General features: G+C 56.9%; 17 protein-coding genes. 9 read left to right on the forward strand and 8 right to left on the reverse strand.

The genetic code is table 11. The features are described from left to right. Positions 1-69: 69 nt before the first annotated feature. The gene (locus HEQ34_RS08700) at positions 70-375 is read right to left on the reverse strand and encodes a hypothetical protein (protein WP_296199725.1); all 306 of its coding nucleotides are present in this window, start codon (positions 373-375) and stop codon (positions 70-72) included. Positions 376-701: 326 nt separating this feature from the next. On the opposite strand from HEQ34_RS08700, the gene HEQ34_RS08710 reads away from it, so the two are divergent. Both HEQ34_RS08710 and HEQ34_RS08715 read left to right on the forward strand, forming a co-directional pair. After that, positions 702-1337: a S24 family peptidase gene (locus tag HEQ34_RS08710; protein WP_296199729.1), complete on the forward strand. Its 636-nt coding sequence runs from the start codon at positions 702-704 to the stop codon at positions 1335-1337. 40 nt (positions 1338-1377) lie between these two features. After that, on the forward strand, positions 1378-2070 hold the full coding sequence (locus tag HEQ34_RS08715; RefSeq protein WP_296199730.1) for an MBL fold metallo-hydrolase: 693 nt from the start codon (positions 1378-1380) through the stop codon (positions 2068-2070). Between the two features lie 54 nt (positions 2071-2124). Here the strand turns inward: HEQ34_RS08715 and HEQ34_RS08720 are convergent, their stop codons facing one another. Further along, positions 2125-2532 carry an MAPEG family protein gene (locus HEQ34_RS08720; RefSeq protein ID WP_366934856.1) on the reverse strand — a complete coding sequence of 136 codons (408 nt, stop codon included), beginning with the start codon at positions 2530-2532 and terminating at the stop codon, positions 2125-2127. A 453-nt stretch (positions 2533-2985) separates the two neighbouring features. Between HEQ34_RS08720 and rpmF the strand changes: the two genes are divergently transcribed. The 5 genes from rpmF to HEQ34_RS08745 all read left to right on the forward strand — a co-directional run bounded on the left by rpmF (position 2986) and on the right by HEQ34_RS08745 (position 5937). Further along, positions 2986-3162, forward strand: coding sequence for a 50S ribosomal protein L32 (gene rpmF / locus HEQ34_RS08725; RefSeq protein WP_125229645.1), 177 nt, complete (start codon positions 2986-2988; stop codon positions 3160-3162). 28 nt (positions 3163-3190) lie between these two features. Then, positions 3191-4210 (forward strand): phosphate acyltransferase PlsX, encoded by a 1020-nt coding sequence (plsX, locus tag HEQ34_RS08730; protein ID WP_296199840.1) that lies wholly within the window; start codon positions 3191-3193, stop codon positions 4208-4210. Next, positions 4207-5175 (forward strand): beta-ketoacyl-ACP synthase III, encoded by a 969-nt coding sequence (locus tag HEQ34_RS08735; RefSeq protein WP_296199731.1) that lies wholly within the window; start codon positions 4207-4209, stop codon positions 5173-5175. The genes plsX and HEQ34_RS08735 overlap by 4 nt, the downstream gene beginning before the upstream one ends. Positions 5176-5281: 106 nt before the next feature. Continuing rightward, positions 5282-5572 carry an integration host factor subunit alpha gene (locus tag HEQ34_RS08740; RefSeq protein WP_296199734.1) on the forward strand — a complete coding sequence of 97 codons (291 nt, stop codon included), beginning with the start codon at positions 5282-5284 and terminating at the stop codon, positions 5570-5572. A gap of 5 nt (positions 5573-5577) precedes the next feature. Next, positions 5578-5937, forward strand: coding sequence for a MerR family transcriptional regulator (locus HEQ34_RS08745; RefSeq protein WP_296199736.1), 360 nt, complete (start codon positions 5578-5580; stop codon positions 5935-5937). Here the strand turns inward: HEQ34_RS08745 and HEQ34_RS08750 are convergent. Genes HEQ34_RS08750 through HEQ34_RS08760 form a run of 3 tightly spaced genes read right to left on the reverse strand, consistent with a single transcriptional unit; the run spans position 5934 to position 9729 of the window. Continuing rightward, complete coding sequence (locus HEQ34_RS08750; RefSeq protein ID WP_296199737.1) at positions 5934-6455, reverse strand: GNAT family N-acetyltransferase; 522 nt, start codon at positions 6453-6455, stop codon at positions 5934-5936. The two genes, HEQ34_RS08745 and HEQ34_RS08750, sit on opposite strands and share 4 nt — an antisense overlap. After that, a complete protein-coding gene (locus HEQ34_RS08755; RefSeq protein WP_296199740.1) occupies positions 6452-6997 on the reverse strand; it encodes a histidine phosphatase family protein in 546 nt (181 codons plus the stop codon). The genes HEQ34_RS08750 and HEQ34_RS08755 overlap by 4 nt, the downstream gene beginning before the upstream one ends. Next, on the reverse strand, positions 6994-9729 hold the full coding sequence (locus tag HEQ34_RS08760) for an ATP-dependent DNA helicase (RefSeq protein ID WP_296199743.1): 2736 nt from the start codon (positions 9727-9729) through the stop codon (positions 6994-6996). The genes HEQ34_RS08755 and HEQ34_RS08760 overlap by 4 nt, the downstream gene beginning before the upstream one ends. 38 nt (positions 9730-9767) lie before the next feature. On the opposite strand from HEQ34_RS08760, the gene HEQ34_RS08765 reads away from it, so the two are divergent. Both HEQ34_RS08765 and HEQ34_RS08770 read left to right on the forward strand, forming a co-directional pair. Continuing rightward, positions 9768-11333 carry a lysine--tRNA ligase gene (locus HEQ34_RS08765; protein ID WP_296199746.1) on the forward strand — a complete coding sequence of 522 codons (1566 nt, stop codon included), beginning with the start codon at positions 9768-9770 and terminating at the stop codon, positions 11331-11333. A gap of 44 nt (positions 11334-11377) precedes the next feature. After that, positions 11378-11899 carry a DUF1003 domain-containing protein gene (locus tag HEQ34_RS08770; protein WP_296199748.1) on the forward strand — a complete coding sequence of 174 codons (522 nt, stop codon included), beginning with the start codon at positions 11378-11380 and terminating at the stop codon, positions 11897-11899. Here HEQ34_RS08770 and HEQ34_RS08775 read toward each other — a convergent pair. The 3 genes from HEQ34_RS08775 to HEQ34_RS08785 all read right to left on the reverse strand — a co-directional run bounded on the left by HEQ34_RS08775 (position 11892) and on the right by HEQ34_RS08785 (position 15719). Further along, the gene (locus tag HEQ34_RS08775) at positions 11892-12815 is read right to left on the reverse strand and encodes a fatty acid desaturase family protein (protein ID WP_296199750.1); all 924 of its coding nucleotides are present in this window, start codon (positions 12813-12815) and stop codon (positions 11892-11894) included. The two genes, HEQ34_RS08770 and HEQ34_RS08775, sit on opposite strands and share 8 nt — an antisense overlap. 57 nt (positions 12816-12872) lie before the next feature. Continuing rightward, a complete protein-coding gene (locus HEQ34_RS08780; RefSeq protein ID WP_296199751.1) occupies positions 12873-13760 on the reverse strand; it encodes an alpha/beta hydrolase fold domain-containing protein in 888 nt (295 codons plus the stop codon). Between the two features lie 153 nt (positions 13761-13913). Next, positions 13914-15719, reverse strand: coding sequence for a DUF885 family protein (locus tag HEQ34_RS08785; RefSeq protein ID WP_296199754.1), 1806 nt, complete (start codon positions 15717-15719; stop codon positions 13914-13916). Between the last annotated feature and the right edge of the window lie 114 nt (positions 15720-15833).

Below are 15833 nucleotides of genomic sequence, written 5' to 3' on the forward strand. Positions count from 1 at the left end.
GTCGATGGCGACGGTGCACAAGTTTTGCGGAGCGGCAGCAGTCTTGTCATGCATGTCTGCCGCCGCGCATCAGCTATCGAGCAACAAGGCATCGATTATCAAACATTGCGCGCCTTTGGCCATAACCGCCTGCGTTACCCCAATGTCGGCGACGATCTGGCGGGGCAAATCAAATTCATGTTCTGACAAAAGCTGCGATAGCGCCTCCGCGTCGCCATGCCATGTTCCATCCTGCATGTGCACCGACAGGCACAGCTGCGTGCCGCAAAAGGTGAGGCTGTGCCATGGCCGCTCGTGCAATATGCTAATGTCGGCAACAGGGATGATTGCGCGCAAGGCTTTGTGCAGGGCGGCCGCCTGTGTCGGCATGCTCATATCGCTTTCCTGCCATGGATTTGGACGTGCTGGCCATAGTTGGACATGAAATGCCGCAGTTTTAACTCCATTTCGGGTCTAATTTCTCGCCCCATGCGCATGTCTAGCACAAGCCGCGGATCACCCGCAGCCAAGCGCCCGAATTTGGTCGGTGGCAGGTCCTGCTCCCGAAGAAACCTCTCAATAAGGCGCGTGATGTGCATGATGTCTCCTCCATGATCGACCCGGATTGACTTGCCCGAATCAGTAAGAACAAATATAGAACAAAGGTGATAGGATAAATCCTACAAGTCTAGGAAATTTCCAACCGAACCGGAGGAAACAACATGGGAGAAGACCCAAGGGCTGTTTTGGAGCGCTTGATTGCGAAAAGCGCAGAAGATTTCGCTGGCCTGTCGAAATTGATCGGTCGTAATCCCACCTATATTCAACAATTTATCAAACGCGGGTCACCCAAAAAACTGCCAGAGACGGAGCGCGGGATATTGGCACGATATTTTGGTGTGGATGAAAGCGTGCTGGGTGGGCCGAACGCGGGCGCGACCAGAACGGGCATTCGGCTTATTCCAAAGCTGGCGGTTGGCGCGTCGGCTGGTGCCGGTGCGATTCCAGGTCGTGAAACGCTGGCCGGCAAAATCGGTTTTGACGAAAAATGGTTACGCAAGCAGGGGCTGGATCCGGCGCAGCTCTCGTTGATTCAGGTGGACGGTGATTCGATGTCGCCGACACTGAACCATGGCGATGACATCATGGTCGACAATCGCGCCGCGGCTGGCCCGTTGCGCGACGGCATTCATGTCATTCGGCTGGATGATGCGCTGATGGTCAAACGGCTCGCCAGCGGACCAAGCGGGCGTTTGTCGGTGTTGTCGGACAATCCGGCCTATCCCGGTTGGCCAGATGTGGACGGCGCAACCGTCGCTATCATCGGCAGGGTGGTGTGGGCAGGGCGGCGGCTTTGAAGACTTGCCTCGGCCGCGTCAGTGCGGCACATGAATATCTATGTCTAACGTCACATCCACGCCCACAAAGACCCCGCCGCTAAAGGCCGCGATCATTCCCGTCACGCCGTTGCAGCAGAATTGCACGCTGTTTTGGTGCACGCAAACGAACAAGGGCGCTTTGGTTGACCCCGGCGGTGATCTCGACAAATTGAAAGCCGCTGTCGCGCAAACGGGCGTTCAGCTTGAAAAATTATTGGTGACGCATGGCCATCTCGACCATTGCGGGCAAGCCGGGATGCTGGCGCAAGAGCTTGGGCTAAAAATTGAAGGCCCGCATGAGGACGACCGTTTCTGGATCGAGAAGCTCGACGATGACGGCGCGCGCTATGGCATGGAGGCGCATAGTTTTGAACCCGACCGCTGGCTGGTCGATGGCGATACCGTGACCGTCGGCAATCTCACGCTCGATGTCCTTCACTGCCCCGGCCACACGCCTGGACATGTCATTTTTCATCATCAACCCAGCCGTCTGGCGATTGTTGGGGATGTGCTGTTTCAAGGGTCCATCGGCCGTACCGATTTCCCGCGCGGCAACCATGCCGACCTGATTAACGCCATCACGACAAAATTATGGCCATTGGGCGATGATGTAACCTTCATCCCCGGCCATGGCCCCACCAGCCAATTTGGCTATGAGCGCAAGCACAACGCCTTTGTCGCAGACGATGTGCTGAGGGCCAGGACCATTTAAATCCACCACCGCTGTGGCAGATTCACGTGGTCCTGGCCCTAACGGCTCGGTAGTTTAAAGAATCGCTGCGTACACGTTCCACAAGGCCCAGCCTGCAAGGCCAAGCAGCGTTATCATCGTGGTCAGCGTGCCGACCATCCGGCCCTTGCCCAATGAACCGCCATCCATGCCTAGGCCATGCGCAAGCCGCCCGACAATGTAGACGATGCCCAGGCCCCAAAGCCATTGGTTCGTTCCGCTTGTCGCCTCAAGCGCAGCAATCAGGATCAAAATGAAGGGCGCGCTTTCCACGAAGTTCGCGTGCGCGCGCATCCGGCGAATGACAAATTCATTGCCGCCATCGCCAATCGACACGCTTTCTTTTGTCCGCGCCTGACCGCAACGGATCATGAGCCAGATATTCACCAATGCCGCACCTGCGGCTATTGTAAGGGTAACGGGTAAACTTAGGGTCAGGACCACTTAAATCCTCCTTCGCGGTTTGAGGCCATACTGTTCAGTGCCAGGCGGCACGCGCAGGGCTTAGTGGTTCTAAGTCCAAGCTTGCCAACTTGGCAATGGACAAAATGGGTCAAATCCGAAGGACGCCAAAATGGCTTCGATCTCGAAGTAAAATGCCCTTGCAGGCAGAATGACTGCCTGCGGCGGCCATTTTACTTCGATATCTTTGCCATTTTGACGCCGCGAAGGTGGATTTAAGTGGTCCTGACCCTAACATATATTCTCTCCCTGTTCGGTGCGTGACCCTAACTGCTATCTCTCGGCTTGCAAAGCACCGAAAAACAATTATATCGCGCCGCTCACACAGACATGTGCGGATGAATGAGGCCGATTCTGGCGATTGCTTGCCACGACCATCTCTTTCGCCTATCATGCCCTAGAACTTATTGATTTTGAAATGGAACAGGTGCCGAAATGGCTGTCCCCAAAAGAAAAACATCCCCTTCGAAGCGCGGCATGCGTCGTAGCCATGATTCGCTTAAGGTTGCTGCTTACCAAGAATGCGCCAACTGTGGTGAATTGAAGCGTCCACATCATCTGTGCGATGCCTGTGGCCACTATAATGGCCGCGAAGTGGTAGCAGTCGCCTAATCCTGTTCAAGGAGAATAGCTGGTGTCGATGAAACCGCGTATCGCCATTGACGCGATGGGCGGTGACGAAGGCGTTCCTGTGATGATCGCAGGCGCGGCTTTGGCACGTCACCGGCACGACAGTTTCAAATTTCTTTTGGTGGGTGACGAAACGCAGATTAAGTCTGCGCTCGATAAGCACCCCAATTTGCGCGCTGCCTCCGAAATCCTTCATAGCGATGTCGTCGTTACGCCCGATGACAAGGTCAGCGCCGCCCTGCGCAAGGCCAAAACCAGCTCCATGGGCATGGCGATCAATGCCGTAAAGTCAGGCAATGCCAGCGCCGCCGTCAGCGCTGGCAATACCGGCGCATTAATGGCTACCGCCAAACTTGCCCTGCGCACGATGCCCGGCATCGACAGGCCAGCGCTTTCTGCCTTGCTGCCGACGCTGGAAGATACCGATGTGGTGATGTTGGATCTGGGGGCAAACACCGAGTGTGAGGCCAAAAACCTTGTCCAGTTTGCCGTCATGGGCGCGGCCTATTCGCGTATCATTTTCGGCTTTGACCGTCCGCGTGTCCGCTTGCTGAACATCGGTACCGAGGAAATGAAGGGCACCGATCAACTTCGTGACGCGGCGCAGCATTTGCGCGACGCCACCGGGCTACACATGGATTTTCAGGGCTTTGTTGAGGCCGACAAGATCAACCTCGGCCAATGTGATGTCGTTGTGTGCGATGGCTTTACCGGCAACATCGCGTTGAAGTCCATCGAAGGCACGGCGCGTTTCGTCACGGATCTTTTGCGCCGGGCCTTCACCAGCTCGATCCGTTCGAAATTCGGTTTTCTGGTATCGCGTCCGGCCACCGAATTGCTGCGGCACCATCTTGATCCCAATAATCATAATGGCGCTGTCTTCATGGGACTGAACGGTGTCGTCGTCAAAAGCCATGGCAGCGCCAATATCAAGGGTGTGGCCAATGCGGTCGAGGTGGCGGCGCGATTGGTCGAAGAAGACATTACCGCGCGCATCACGCAAGATCTTGCGCGGATACAGGCCGAGTGACCGAAGTCGCTCTTCGTGCCGTTATCAAAGGCACTGGGTCGGCGCTTCCACGCAACCGCGTGTCGAACGCTGAACTGGCCCGCAGAGTCGATACGACCGATGAATGGATTACAGAGCGGACGGGTATAAAGTTTCGCCACATCGCCGAGCCCGATGAAACAACATCCAGCCTTGCGATCGAAGCATCGCGCCGGGCGCTTGACGCGGCTGGCATGTCGGCCAGCGACATTGATCTCATCATATTGGCGACCGCTACGCCCGACCAGACTTTTCCCGCCTCTGCCACCATCGTGCAACATGCGCTTGGCTGCAATGGCGGCGTTGCCTTTGATGTGGCCGCGGTTTGCTCGGGCTTTCTCTATGCCTTTTCCGTCGCGGAAAGCATGATCCGCGCAGGTTCAGCCCATAATGCATTAGTCATCGGGGCCGAAACATTTAGCCGCATATTGGACTGGGAAGACCGCACGACATGCGTATTATTTGGTGACGGCGCTGGCGCGGTAGTCTTGTCAGGCGAGGTTGGCATTCGCGGCGCGCTGGTGACCAAATTGCATGCCGATGGTCAACATAATGAATTATTATATGTCGACGGCGGTCCATCCACCACGGGCACCGTCGGCCAATTGCGGATGAAGGGTCGGGAGGTGTTCCGCCATGCCGTAACCAATCTCACCAATGTATTGCACGAGGTGCTTGCCGCGACAGACTTGACGCCAGCCGACATTGACTGGGTCGTTCCGCATCAGGCTAATGCCCGGATTATTGCGGCGACGGCCAAGAAACTGGCGCTTGACCCGAATAAAGTCGTCCTTACCGTTGACCAGCACGCCAATACATCTGCGGCGTCGGTTCCGTTGGCCCTCGATGTCGCCGTGCGCGATGGCCGGATCAAAAAAGGGGACGTTGTCGTTCTGGAAGCGATGGGTGGCGGATTCACTTGGGGCGCATCAATCGTACGTATGTAAATTTAATTATACGGATGTAACTTTTCTACATTATCGCTATTTTACAATTCAAATTTATGTTGTATGCTATGATCTTACCACTCGATGTCAAGGTCCGGAGACGAATATGGCTGATGCAGGAACTTTAACTCGCGCTGATTTGGCCGAGATGCTTAACCGTCAAATTGGTTTGTCGCGTGCAGACGCTGCGGCGATGGTCGAATCAATCCTCGATCATATGACCGATGCGTTACTGGACGGTGACAATGTCAAAATTTCTGGTTTTGGCACCTTTGTTCTTCGGGACAAGGCCGAGCGTATCGGGCGCAACCCAAAAACAGGCGTGGAAGTGCCAATTACGCCGCGCCGGGTGCTTACATTCCGTGCAAGCCAAGGCATGCGCCAAAAGGTAAAATAACTTTTATGCGCGAAAAATCGGCTGACGCCTTCCGTAACATTGGTGAAATGGCCGAGGCGTTGGGCGTTCGCACGCATATATTGCGCTATTGGGAAGAACAGTTCCCCATGCTGCGGCCTCTGACGCGTGCGGGTGGCCGACGGTTGTATCGGCCCGAAGATGTCGTCCTGCTGCATACTATCCATCGCTTATTGTATGCAGAAGGCTATACCGTGAAGGGCGCGCGTCGTTTTCTGACGGAAGGCGGGGCACAGGATGCGCGGCCTCATGCACCTACGCCCGAGCAATCGTCGGTTGCAGCGTTCGACTTTGGTGCTTTGCAGGCGGTGCGCGACCGGCTGGCGTCCGCTTTGGCCGCAGCTTAACCCATATTCCGGGCGTAGACCAAGTCGCGGAAGGGCACTTTGCCCACCATGAAGACCGTTTCGCCAATCGCCACAAAGCCAGCTCGTTCGTAAAAGCCGATGGCGCGCACATTTTTTTCGTAGACGGACAGCAGCAGGCGTTTTGCCCCGCGTTTTTCGGCCACCGCGAACACCAGATCTAACAGGTCTTTGCCATTACCACCGCCCTGCCACGGCCCCAGCATATAAATACGCTTTAACTCGATATCGCTGTCTTGCTGCACCGCAGGATGGGCCGCAGGTGTGACCATGGCATAGCCAACAGGTGCGCCCAGCGGGGTTTCGCCAAGCACGATATCGGTTGCCGGATCGCGAAGTGCCGCGGCATAATATGCGGTGCTATGTTCTTGCCGCAGATGTTCCATCATTGGTTGGCCGGGATGGTCAAAAGCGAAGGTAGCCATGAACGTTGCCGCGCCAAGAAAGCTCAGCGCTTCGGCATCACGCACATCGGCGTTGCGCCAAATAATGGGGGTCATTCGTCTTCGGGTCCGAGTTCGGGGTCAAGATCGCGAGGCCGGATGAAGTGCGTCAATTTCCCGCATTTGCGATCCACATCGGCCCAGCGCGCGACGTTCAATTCCATTCGCGCAATCGCGGCGGTCGGATATTTCTCCCAAACCAAATCGCGCAAAGGCGAGGTGCCGTCGTCGGGGCAGATGTCGAACACAAGATCCTCTAGCCCCGGATTATGCCCGACCATCAACAGGTTTTTATGTGCATCGGCTTGGTCGCGCAGCACGTCCATCAACGTCGCAGAGGACGCCAGATAAATCCGGCGGTCCCAATTGGGCTCGATCCGATCACCAGTGCCCTTCACAAAATGATCAATCGTTTCGATCACGCGCACCGCGGGGCTTGCGACGACATGGTCAAAGGTAAATCCGTTGCGTTTTACCCAGATGCCCATGATAAGCGCCGCTTTTTCCCCGCGTTTATTGAGCGGACGGTCAAAATCGCGTGGAACGGCGTCATCCCAACTCGATTTGGCATGGCGGAACAAGGTAAGGGTGAAGGTCAAATAGGGTTGCTCGCTTCCAACATGTTTGCACCGTCCTGCCGCAAATTTGTGTCAGACGAAAGACCTGATTTAACCGAATTCACAGCCTCTTCCAGCGTTACCCGGCGGATGGGCGTGCCCGGTGGAAATGCCGACAAAAGGCGGCTTGGCACCGCCGATGACAGCAACACAAAATGGCCTTTGTCGCCGGCACTCCGGATCAGGCGGCCAAAGGCCTGCGCCATTTTTGCGCGGATGATGCGGTCGTCATATTCCATGCCGCCATGTTTCAAACGCCGCGCGCGGTGCAAGATGTCGGGGCGGGGCCAAGGGATTTGCTCCATAATGACCAGCCGCAGCGAATGGCCGGGCACGTCCACCCCGTCGCGCAATGCGTCGGTGCCAAGCAAGCTTGCATGCGGGTCATCGCGGAATATGTCGACAAGTGTGCCGGTATCAATGGGGTCCACATGTTGCGCATACAGCGGCAGTCCGTCCCGCGCCAAGCGGTCGGCGATGCGCGCATAGGTGGATCGCAACCGCCGTATCGCGGTGAACAGGCCAAGAACGCCGCCGCCTGACGCGGTAATCAACGCGGCATAAGCCCCTGCCAAGGCGGCAGCATCGCCCTTTTTAATATCGGTGACGATCAGCACTTCGGCTTGCGCTTTATAGTCAAACGGGCTGATCGCCGAAAAATGCGTCGCTGGCTTATCCAGATGACTTGCCCCGGTCCGCGCCTCGGCATTTTGCCAGTCGCCACCGCTGCGCAAGGTTGCGGATGTGGCCAGCACGCCATGGCTCGGCTTCAGCAAGACCTCCGCCACGGGCTTCATCGGGTCGAGCCAACGGCGGTGCATACCAATGTCCATTTCGCGGCCTTCGAACCGGTCAATCGCCAGCCAGTCGATATATTCGGGGTCAACGGGGCCGACGGCGCGCGCCAACATCGATATCCATGCGCGCAATGTGTCGATGCGCCAGCTTAGGCTTGCCATTGCCCCCTCGACGCGCGCGCGGGCGCTGCCATCGAGCCAATCGGGCGGGTCGGCTATCATTGCTTCCAAACGTTGCCCAAGCACCGTCAGCGGTCTTGCCAGCGCCTCCAGCGCGATGGCGGCATCGGCGGCGGCGTCTATGACTTTTGGGTCAGGATCGGCAAGCTCGGTCTCCAGACCATAGCCGCTTTCGGTTGCATTGGTTTCGTCGCGGGCGAACACCATCGTCCGGACGGCGGACAGCAATCGTTCAATTGGTCCCGATGGCGTGCCTTCGGCCAAACGCGCCAACCATCCCTCGCCGGGCAAAGCCTCAGCCGCGACGCGCGCCATTTCAATGGCAAGGCCGCCTTCTTCATCATAAGATGCGACATCGGCAAGCCGCGCCGAAAGCCCGCGCCGTCGCCCGCGTGCCTTGCCTTCGGGGCCAATGACCCAGCGGCGCAACTCAATCGTTTCTTGCCCTGTCAGCGCGGCGGCAAACATCGAATCGGCGGCATCAAACAGATGATGGCCTTCATCAAAAATGATCCGGCTTGGTCGGTTTTGTTCATCCCGCCCGCGCGCGGCGTTGACCATCATCAAAGCATGATTGGCGATGACAATTTCGGCCTGCACCGATGAACGTGCGGCGCGTTCAATGAAGCATTTTTTATAATGTGGGCATCCGGCATAAATGCATTCGCCGCGCCGGTCGGTCAACGCGGTGGAGCCATTGCGCCGGAACAAGGTCGGCAACCATCCGGGTAAATCGCCCCCAATCATGTCGCCATCATGCGAATAGGCCGCCCAGCGCGCCACCAAATGCGCAAGGGTCGCCGCGCGTCCGGCAAAGCCGCCTTGCAAGGCATCCTCCAAGTTCAAAAGGCACAGATAATTTTCGCGACCCTTGCGGACGACAACCTTGGACTTGAACGTTTCATGGTCGGGATATATGCGCTTCGCCTCGCGCACCAATTGCCGTTGCAACGCCTTGGTAAAGGTGGAAATCCACACCGTGCCGTCGGCGGCGGTCGCCCACAGGCTGGCAGGTGCGAGATAGCCAAGCGTCTTGCCAATACCTGTGCCGGCCTCCGCCAGCACCATATGCGGTTCGCCCTTGCGCGTGCGCGGTGCGAAAATGGCCGCTGCGGCTTGGGCAAAATCGCGCTGCCCTTGCCGTGTTTCCGCAGAGCCGCCGACCAAAGATGCCAAGCGTTCTTGCACGGCATCGGCCTGCAACGTCACCACGCGCGGCGGGGTGCGCGGCGCGGCCTCCTCCCATTCGGGCAGGCGGCTGAACAGCCAGCGTTCGGGGCGTTCGGGCTTTTTAAGTTGCGCCAACACCAGATTTGCCCATGGCCAGCGCAGCCGCATCAACGCTTGGGCCGAATCCCAAGCCCCTTCGCGTTCGGCCCAAGCAGGGTCGCCCAGCACCGACAGCAAATTTTGCGCGGCGCGCAGCAAGAATAAAGGCACGTCTTGATCCGTGGCAGGCGCTGGTAAGTTCAAGTTCTTTGCCAATCCCTTGGGCGTTGGAACGGCAAAGCGCGCGGGGTAGACAAAGGCATATAGCTCCAGAAGGTCAAGCCCCGACAAATCGGGATAGCCAAGCCTTTGCGCGACCAAAGGCGCATTCAGCATGACCATCGGCGTTTCCGCCGCCCGGCCCGCCGCTTCACCCTTGCCAATTGTTTGCACAACTCCGCCATTGCTGCCCATCCAAATACCGGCATGGCTTGCGTGGAGCGCAGGAAAGGCTAGTGGAGTTTCCATGAGCCCTGATAGGCGTATTTGGAACGAAAGAGCAACATGTGACTGAGCTTCGCGATATAGCATTGGCCTCAAAAGCCTGGCCTTATGAAGAGGCGCGGCGTTTGTTGAAACGCTATCCCCATGGCAAGCCCGATGGTCAGGCGATTATTTTCGAATGTGGCTATGGTCCATCGGGCCTGCCCCACATCGGCACCTTTAACGAAGTGCTGCGCACGACGATGGTGCGCAATGCGTTCCGGACCTTGTCCGATGCGCCAACGCGCCTGATCGAATTTTCGGACGATATGGATGGCCTGCGCAAGGTGCCAGACAATGTGCCGAACCAGGCGATGCTCACCGAACATTTGGGCAAGCCTTTGTCGCGCATCCCCGATCCGTTTGAAAAGTTTGAAAGCTTTGCCGCGCATAACAATGCGATGCTGCGCGATTTCCTCGACCAGTTCGGTTTTGAATATGAATTTATCTCGTCATCGTCGCAATATGAAAGCGGCGCGTTTGACGATGCCCTGAAAAATGTGCTGCGCAATTATCAGGGCATATTGGACATCATGCTGCCCACGTTGCGCAAGGAACGTGCCGCGACCTATTCGCCGATACTGCCGATCAGCGAGAAGACCGGCGTCGTGCTTCAGGTGCCGGTTGAGGTTGTCGATGCCGAGGCTGGCCTTGTTCGTTTTGATGACAATGGCGACATGGTCACGCAATCGGTCTTGGGCGGCAAGGCAAAGCTGCAATGGAAGGTCGATTGGGCGATGCGCTGGGTCGCGTTGGGCGTCGATTATGAAATGTATGGCAAGGACCTAATCGACAGCGGCGTGCAATCGGGCAAGATCGCGCGCGTGCTTGGCGGGCGGCCGCCCGAAAGCCTGATTTACGAAATGTTCCTCGACGAAAAAGGCGAGAAGATTTCCAAGTCCAAGGGCAATGGCCTCGCGCTTGAGGATTGGTTGAAATATGGCACCGAAAACAGCGTTGCCTTTTACGCCTTTCGCGAACCCAAAAGCGCCAAGCAACTGCATTTGGGCGTCGTGCCTAAGGCCGTGGACGAATATTTTCAGTTCCGCGCGCAATGGCATGAACAACCGATTGAAAAGCGGCTGGGCAACCCTGTACACCATGTCCACAATGGCCAAGTACCCAGCGGGCAGCCGCCGGTGACGTTCGGCCTGTTGCTGAACCTTGTCGGCGTGATGGGTGCAGGTGCCACCGAGGCGCAGGTTTGGGCCTATCTTGGCAATTATGCCGATAATGTCTCGCCCGAAAACGCGCCCGAACTGGCCGAGTTGATCCCTATTGCGCTTGCCTATAACCGCGATTTCGTCGCGCCGACCTTGCACAAGCGCAAGCCCGAAGGCGTTGAGATTGCCGCCTTGCAGATGCTCGATGCGCGACTGGCGGAATTGCCTGCGGACGCCAGCGCCGAGGATATTCAGAACATCGTCTATGCCATCGGTAAAGAGGGTGGATTCGAAAATCTGCGCGACTGGTTCAAGGCCTTGTATGAAACGCTGTTGGGTTCAAGCGCCGGTCCACGCATGGGCAGCTTCATCGCTTTATACGGATTGGCCAACAGCCGTCAGCTCATTGCCGAGGCGCTTGCATAGCTAAGGCGAGCGCCGTCCGGTTGGAACATTGCAGGAGGATTGACATGAAAGAGGTGCCTTCGGTCGAAAAACTGGCGATTGACCTGCTTGGAAAATCGCTGGACCAGTTGGAGGTCGAAGAGGCCAAGGTGCTGCACCATATTCACCATGTGCAGCACACCAGCCGCGACGTTGGCGATATTGTCGACGAACAGGCGACTTTTGGCCAACGCCTATCCGACAAGGTCGCGGCGGTTGGCGGATCATGGAAATTCATCATGGTCTTTGCCGCTGTATTGCTTGGCTGGATGCTTTTGAATTCGCAGATATTGGGCAAATTGGGCACGCCATTTGACCCTTATCCGTTCATCTTTTTGAACCTGATGCTGTCAACGGTTGCGGCGATTCAAGCGCCCATCATCATGATGAGCCAAAATCGCCAGTCGGCCAAAGACCGCATTGCCGCCGCGCATGATTATGAAGTCAATTTGCGCGCCGAGCTAGAAATCCTGCGCTTGCATGCAAAAATCGACGCGCTTCTGGAAATCATCGAACGGCAAAGCGCCCGTGCGCCCTCGGTCAGTTGACGGCCTGCGTCAGAACGTCGCGATAATTGGGCGATAGGGTCATCTTCGGATGATAGCCGCCCGTTCCGAGCAGGCGATGGGTCGCCGCCAGATGGTAGCAGGGCACACCCATGAACAGATGATGCTCGCTGTGATAATTCACCCAATAAGGCGCGACCGTAAAGCGGGCGATAAGGCCGGCATAAGTGGTCCGCGCATGCGTGAACGGGTCGCCGCTGCCGGTCGGGGTGCAGGCATGTTCGGCGATGTTGCGGATGCGCAGGAATAATTGAAAACTTGTGGCCAGCGCCGCCAGCCAGAGCACAAACGGCACCCAGCCCCAGACGAGTAAAGATATCGTTAGCAATATGGCTTGCAAGACCAAGAACCGGCCTACGGTGTGTGCGGTGTTGCTTGCCCCGCGCAAAGCGAGGGCAAATTGCGCGCGGCGTTGCTTGTAAAATGTCTGCCCCGTCAGGTCGCGGATGAATTTGCGGCGCAGGCTATCGCGGCTGGTGGGGAAGGGGGCGGACAAAGAAAGGTCGGGGTCTTCGGGCTGCTGCGTGAATTTGTGATGCGTCAAATGATAGGCGCGATAGGCGAACAAATCGCTGCCCGTCGCCGCGCCCGTCGGCCATTGGCCAAGCCAGTTATTGGTCTTGCGGTTGGGGTGCAGCAGGCCATGCGCGCCATCATGCATCAGGATCGAAAGCCCCAATTGCCGCCCGCCCAATATCGCCAGCGCCAAAGGCGTTGCCAATAATCCGGCCAACCAGTGATAGTCCCATGCCGCCGCGCCGCCAAAGGCCGCGAGCGCGACAACCATCCAAGCATGCAGCACAAGCCAGATGCCGCGCCAACGAGACAAGGTGGTGATGGCGCGCCAATCGTCAGCGGCGAAAACCGCGCGCGGGTTGGCGGCCTTTACCGCTGGCATGATGCGTTCATATTCATACAGACAGCATAACGCTCGGCTGGCCCAAGCGCAAATGCGTTACGTCACCGCCGGTGCGACAAAATTGGCCATTTTTGCCTGCGCCTTGCGCGACTCACGGAAACTGAAAATCGGCCAATCATGTAGCATGCCCGCATGCTCGATAAGCTCCACCGACGGCAGCTTGGCCTTTAATGCCCGCGAGTCAGTAACCAATATGTCGTCGCCACCGGCAAAGGCCAGGATCGGCGGTAATCCGTCCCAATTGCCAAAAATCGGGCTGCATCTTGGGTCATCGCGGGGTAAATCGCCCGCATAAAGCATGCCGCCTGCGGAAATACCGCTGATGGTCAGGATGCCGTCGCGTGGTTCCGTTTTCAACTGGTCGGGATGCGCGGGGTCAAGGTTGAGCCATGGGCAAATGAGCAGCAGACTGGCAGGCAAAGTTTGCTGTGTGTCGCGCGCCATGTGCGCCAACGCAGCGGTCAGTCCGCCCCCTGCAGAGTCGCCGCCCATGACAAACGCTTTTTCGCCCATCTCCGCCAGATAGCCTGTATAATAGTCCATCGCCCAATTGGTGATATGGGCAGCCGTATTTTCCGGCGCGAGCGGATAGAGCGGCGCGGTGATGGACCAGCCATGTTGCGCCGCCATGCGCGACAGAAATTTCCAATGGATGTCGGTTGCCGGATAGACATAGCCGCCACCATGCCAGAACAGGATATGCGCCGACGGCGCACGACCCTTGGGCGCAAGGTGCCAAACAGGACGGCCCTGAAACTCGCTTTGCCGAATATCGACCTCGGCATGCGCTTTGGGCGATGGCAAGGGCCCGGAACGGACCTTTGCAATATTCTTTTCAAATTGCGGCCCGCCCGTGAACATCCGGCGATAATAGCCCGTGGTGCGCAGCGCAAAACCAGCAAAGCTGGCGGCAAAACTTGGCATAAATAACTCTCCCCCTGACAGGCGAGCTATATCAACATGCCACACCAATCAAGCGGCTAGGGTCAGGACCAGTTAAATCCGCCATTGAAGGTGGATTTAACAAGTCCTAGCCCTAACTTCCCGGCAAGCATTCTCACTGGGAAGCGCGCAATTTTACTTCGACGCAGCAATCCAATCGTCGATTTTCTTTTCCAGAACAGTCAGCGGCAACGCGCCGGTGTTCAAAACCTGATTATGGAATTCGCGCACGTCGAATTTTTTGCCCAATTGCGCCTTGGCCTTGTCCTTTAGGCGCATTATCGTGAGCGACCCGATTTTATACGCCAAGGCTTGTGTTGGAATGGCGATATAGCGTTCCACCTCTGCGGTTGCATCGGTTTTGCCCATGTCGCTGTTGGCGAGCATATAATCGATGGCTTGTTGGCGCGTCCAACCCTTGCTGTGCAGGCCAGTGTCGACCACAAGACGCATGGCGCGGAGCATTTCGTCCGACAATGTGCCGAAGCGTTGATATGGGTCTTTGAACAGGCCCATGTCATAGCCCAAGGTTTCCGAATATAGCGCCCAGCCCTCCACATAAGCGGTGTTACCGCCAAAGCGCATGAAGGCAGGCAATTTTTCATTTTCCTGCGCGATGCTGATCTGGAAATGATGCCCCGGCGCACCTTCGTGCAGATAGAGCGTGGTCATACCCGGGGTCGTGCGGCTTGGCAGGTCATAGGCGTTGAAATAAAATGTGCCGGCGCGCGAACCGTCGGGCGTGCCGGGCTGATAACTGCCGCCAGCTTCGTATTTTTCGCGGAATTCTTCATAAGGTTTGATTTCAAGCGGTGCCTTGGGAAGATATTTGAACTGCGTCGAAATCTTCGCATCGACAATCTTGCCAATGTCGTAATAGCCTTGCGTCAAGGCATCACGGCTGGCGAGTTTGAACTTGGGATCCGAACGCAAATGGTCAAAAAATTCGGGCAAAGTGCCTTTGAACCCGACTTCCTTGCGGATCGCCTCCATCCCCGATGTGATTCGCGCAACTTCGGACAGGCCGAGATTGTGGATGTCGTCGGCCTTCAACGGCAAGGTCGTCGTCTGCTCGATCATATATTGATACAGGCCTTCGCCGCCCTTCATCGCCGAAAGGCCGACCTGTTCGCGCGCCAAGGGCAAATAGCTGTCGCGCAGAAAGTCGCGCAGGCGGGCATTGGCGGGGTAGAGGCCGTTTTCGATGATGTCGCGATATTCGGACGTCAGCCGCGCCTTGTCGGCATCGCTGAAACCTTCGGGGAATTTCAGGACTGGACCATAATAAGGCGATTCTTCGGTCTTTTGCGCAAGCTGCGTATTCAATTGATCGACGACGTTCGTGATCGTCATCTTCGTTTCAAACACGCCCGTCGCCATGCCCTGACGGAAACGGTCAATCGACCGATCCATGAGTATGATAAATTCTTTATGTCGTTTCAGGTTGTTGTCATAATCCTGCACGGTCTTGAACGGCGCTGCGCCCTGTCCGCTGGCAAAGGTCGGATAGAAAGTGTGAAAGCCAGAAAAGTGATTGAGCGGACGGACGACGGTCAGGTCCATCATCTCTTTAGACAAGCCCTTGAGCGCATCGGTCTGGTTTTGTTTGAACACGTCATAGGCGATTTTGTCGGTGGCGTTTAGCCGGTCGCGCTCGATGCTTTTCAGGGCCTCCAAATTGGCTTCGGCGGCTTTGCGTTCATTGGCGAAATAGGCATCGGAGATGAAATCGCCAAAACGGTCGGCATAGCGCATGTCGCCCCGGAACATGGCGTTCAACGGGTTACGTTGCAGGCTTGCCTCATCATCGGCGGCAAATAATGCCGACAGCTTCTGGCTTTCGGTCGCGGCAGTTTCGGTCGCGGCGGTCTGCGCCTGCGCGGCGACAGGCGACAGCAAAGCAGCGCAGCCCAGCAGAAGGATATGGTGCTTCATTTTCATGCGATATTCTCCGATGGTATTTCAAAGGTTTCTAAAAGTTATGATATGGATTCGGCGCTTGCTGTCGGCGTCATGTCGGCCAAGCGCAATATGATTTCGACAAACGACAATAAG

This window comes from Sphingorhabdus sp. (genome assembly GCF_023910635.1).
In the GTDB taxonomy this organism is placed as follows: domain Bacteria; phylum Pseudomonadota; class Alphaproteobacteria; order Sphingomonadales; family Sphingomonadaceae; genus Sphingorhabdus_B.

Bases quoted from the DNA above. Each gene is read 5' to 3' on its own strand.
- HEQ34_RS08700 (WP_296199725.1), bottom strand. From the start codon at position 375: ATGAGCATGCCGACACAGGCGGCCGCCCTGCACAAAGCCTTGCGCGCA.
- HEQ34_RS08710 (WP_296199729.1), top strand. From the start codon at position 702: ATGGGAGAAGACCCAAGGGCTGTTTTGGAGCGCTTGATTGCGAAAAGC.
- HEQ34_RS08715 (WP_296199730.1), top strand. From the start codon at position 1,378: ATGTCTAACGTCACATCCACGCCCACAAAGACCCCGCCGCTAAAGGCC.
- rpmF (WP_125229645.1), top strand. From the start codon at position 2,986: ATGGCTGTCCCCAAAAGAAAAACATCCCCTTCGAAGCGCGGCATGCGT.
- plsX (WP_296199840.1), top strand. From the start codon at position 3,191: ATGAAACCGCGTATCGCCATTGACGCGATGGGCGGTGACGAAGGCGTT.
- HEQ34_RS08740 (WP_296199734.1), top strand. From the start codon at position 5,282: ATGGCTGATGCAGGAACTTTAACTCGCGCTGATTTGGCCGAGATGCTT.
- HEQ34_RS08745 (WP_296199736.1), top strand. From the start codon at position 5,578: ATGCGCGAAAAATCGGCTGACGCCTTCCGTAACATTGGTGAAATGGCC.
- HEQ34_RS08750 (WP_296199737.1), bottom strand. From the start codon at position 6,455: ATGACCCCCATTATTTGGCGCAACGCCGATGTGCGTGATGCCGAAGCG.
- HEQ34_RS08760 (WP_296199743.1), bottom strand. From the start codon at position 9,729: ATGGAAACTCCACTAGCCTTTCCTGCGCTCCACGCAAGCCATGCCGGT.
- HEQ34_RS08770 (WP_296199748.1), top strand. From the start codon at position 11,378: ATGAAAGAGGTGCCTTCGGTCGAAAAACTGGCGATTGACCTGCTTGGA.
- HEQ34_RS08775 (WP_296199750.1), bottom strand. From the start codon at position 12,815: ATGCCAGCGGTAAAGGCCGCCAACCCGCGCGCGGTTTTCGCCGCTGAC.
- HEQ34_RS08780 (WP_296199751.1), bottom strand. From the start codon at position 13,760: ATGCCAAGTTTTGCCGCCAGCTTTGCTGGTTTTGCGCTGCGCACCACG.
- HEQ34_RS08785 (WP_296199754.1), bottom strand. From the start codon at position 15,719: ATGAAAATGAAGCACCATATCCTTCTGCTGGGCTGCGCTGCTTTGCTG.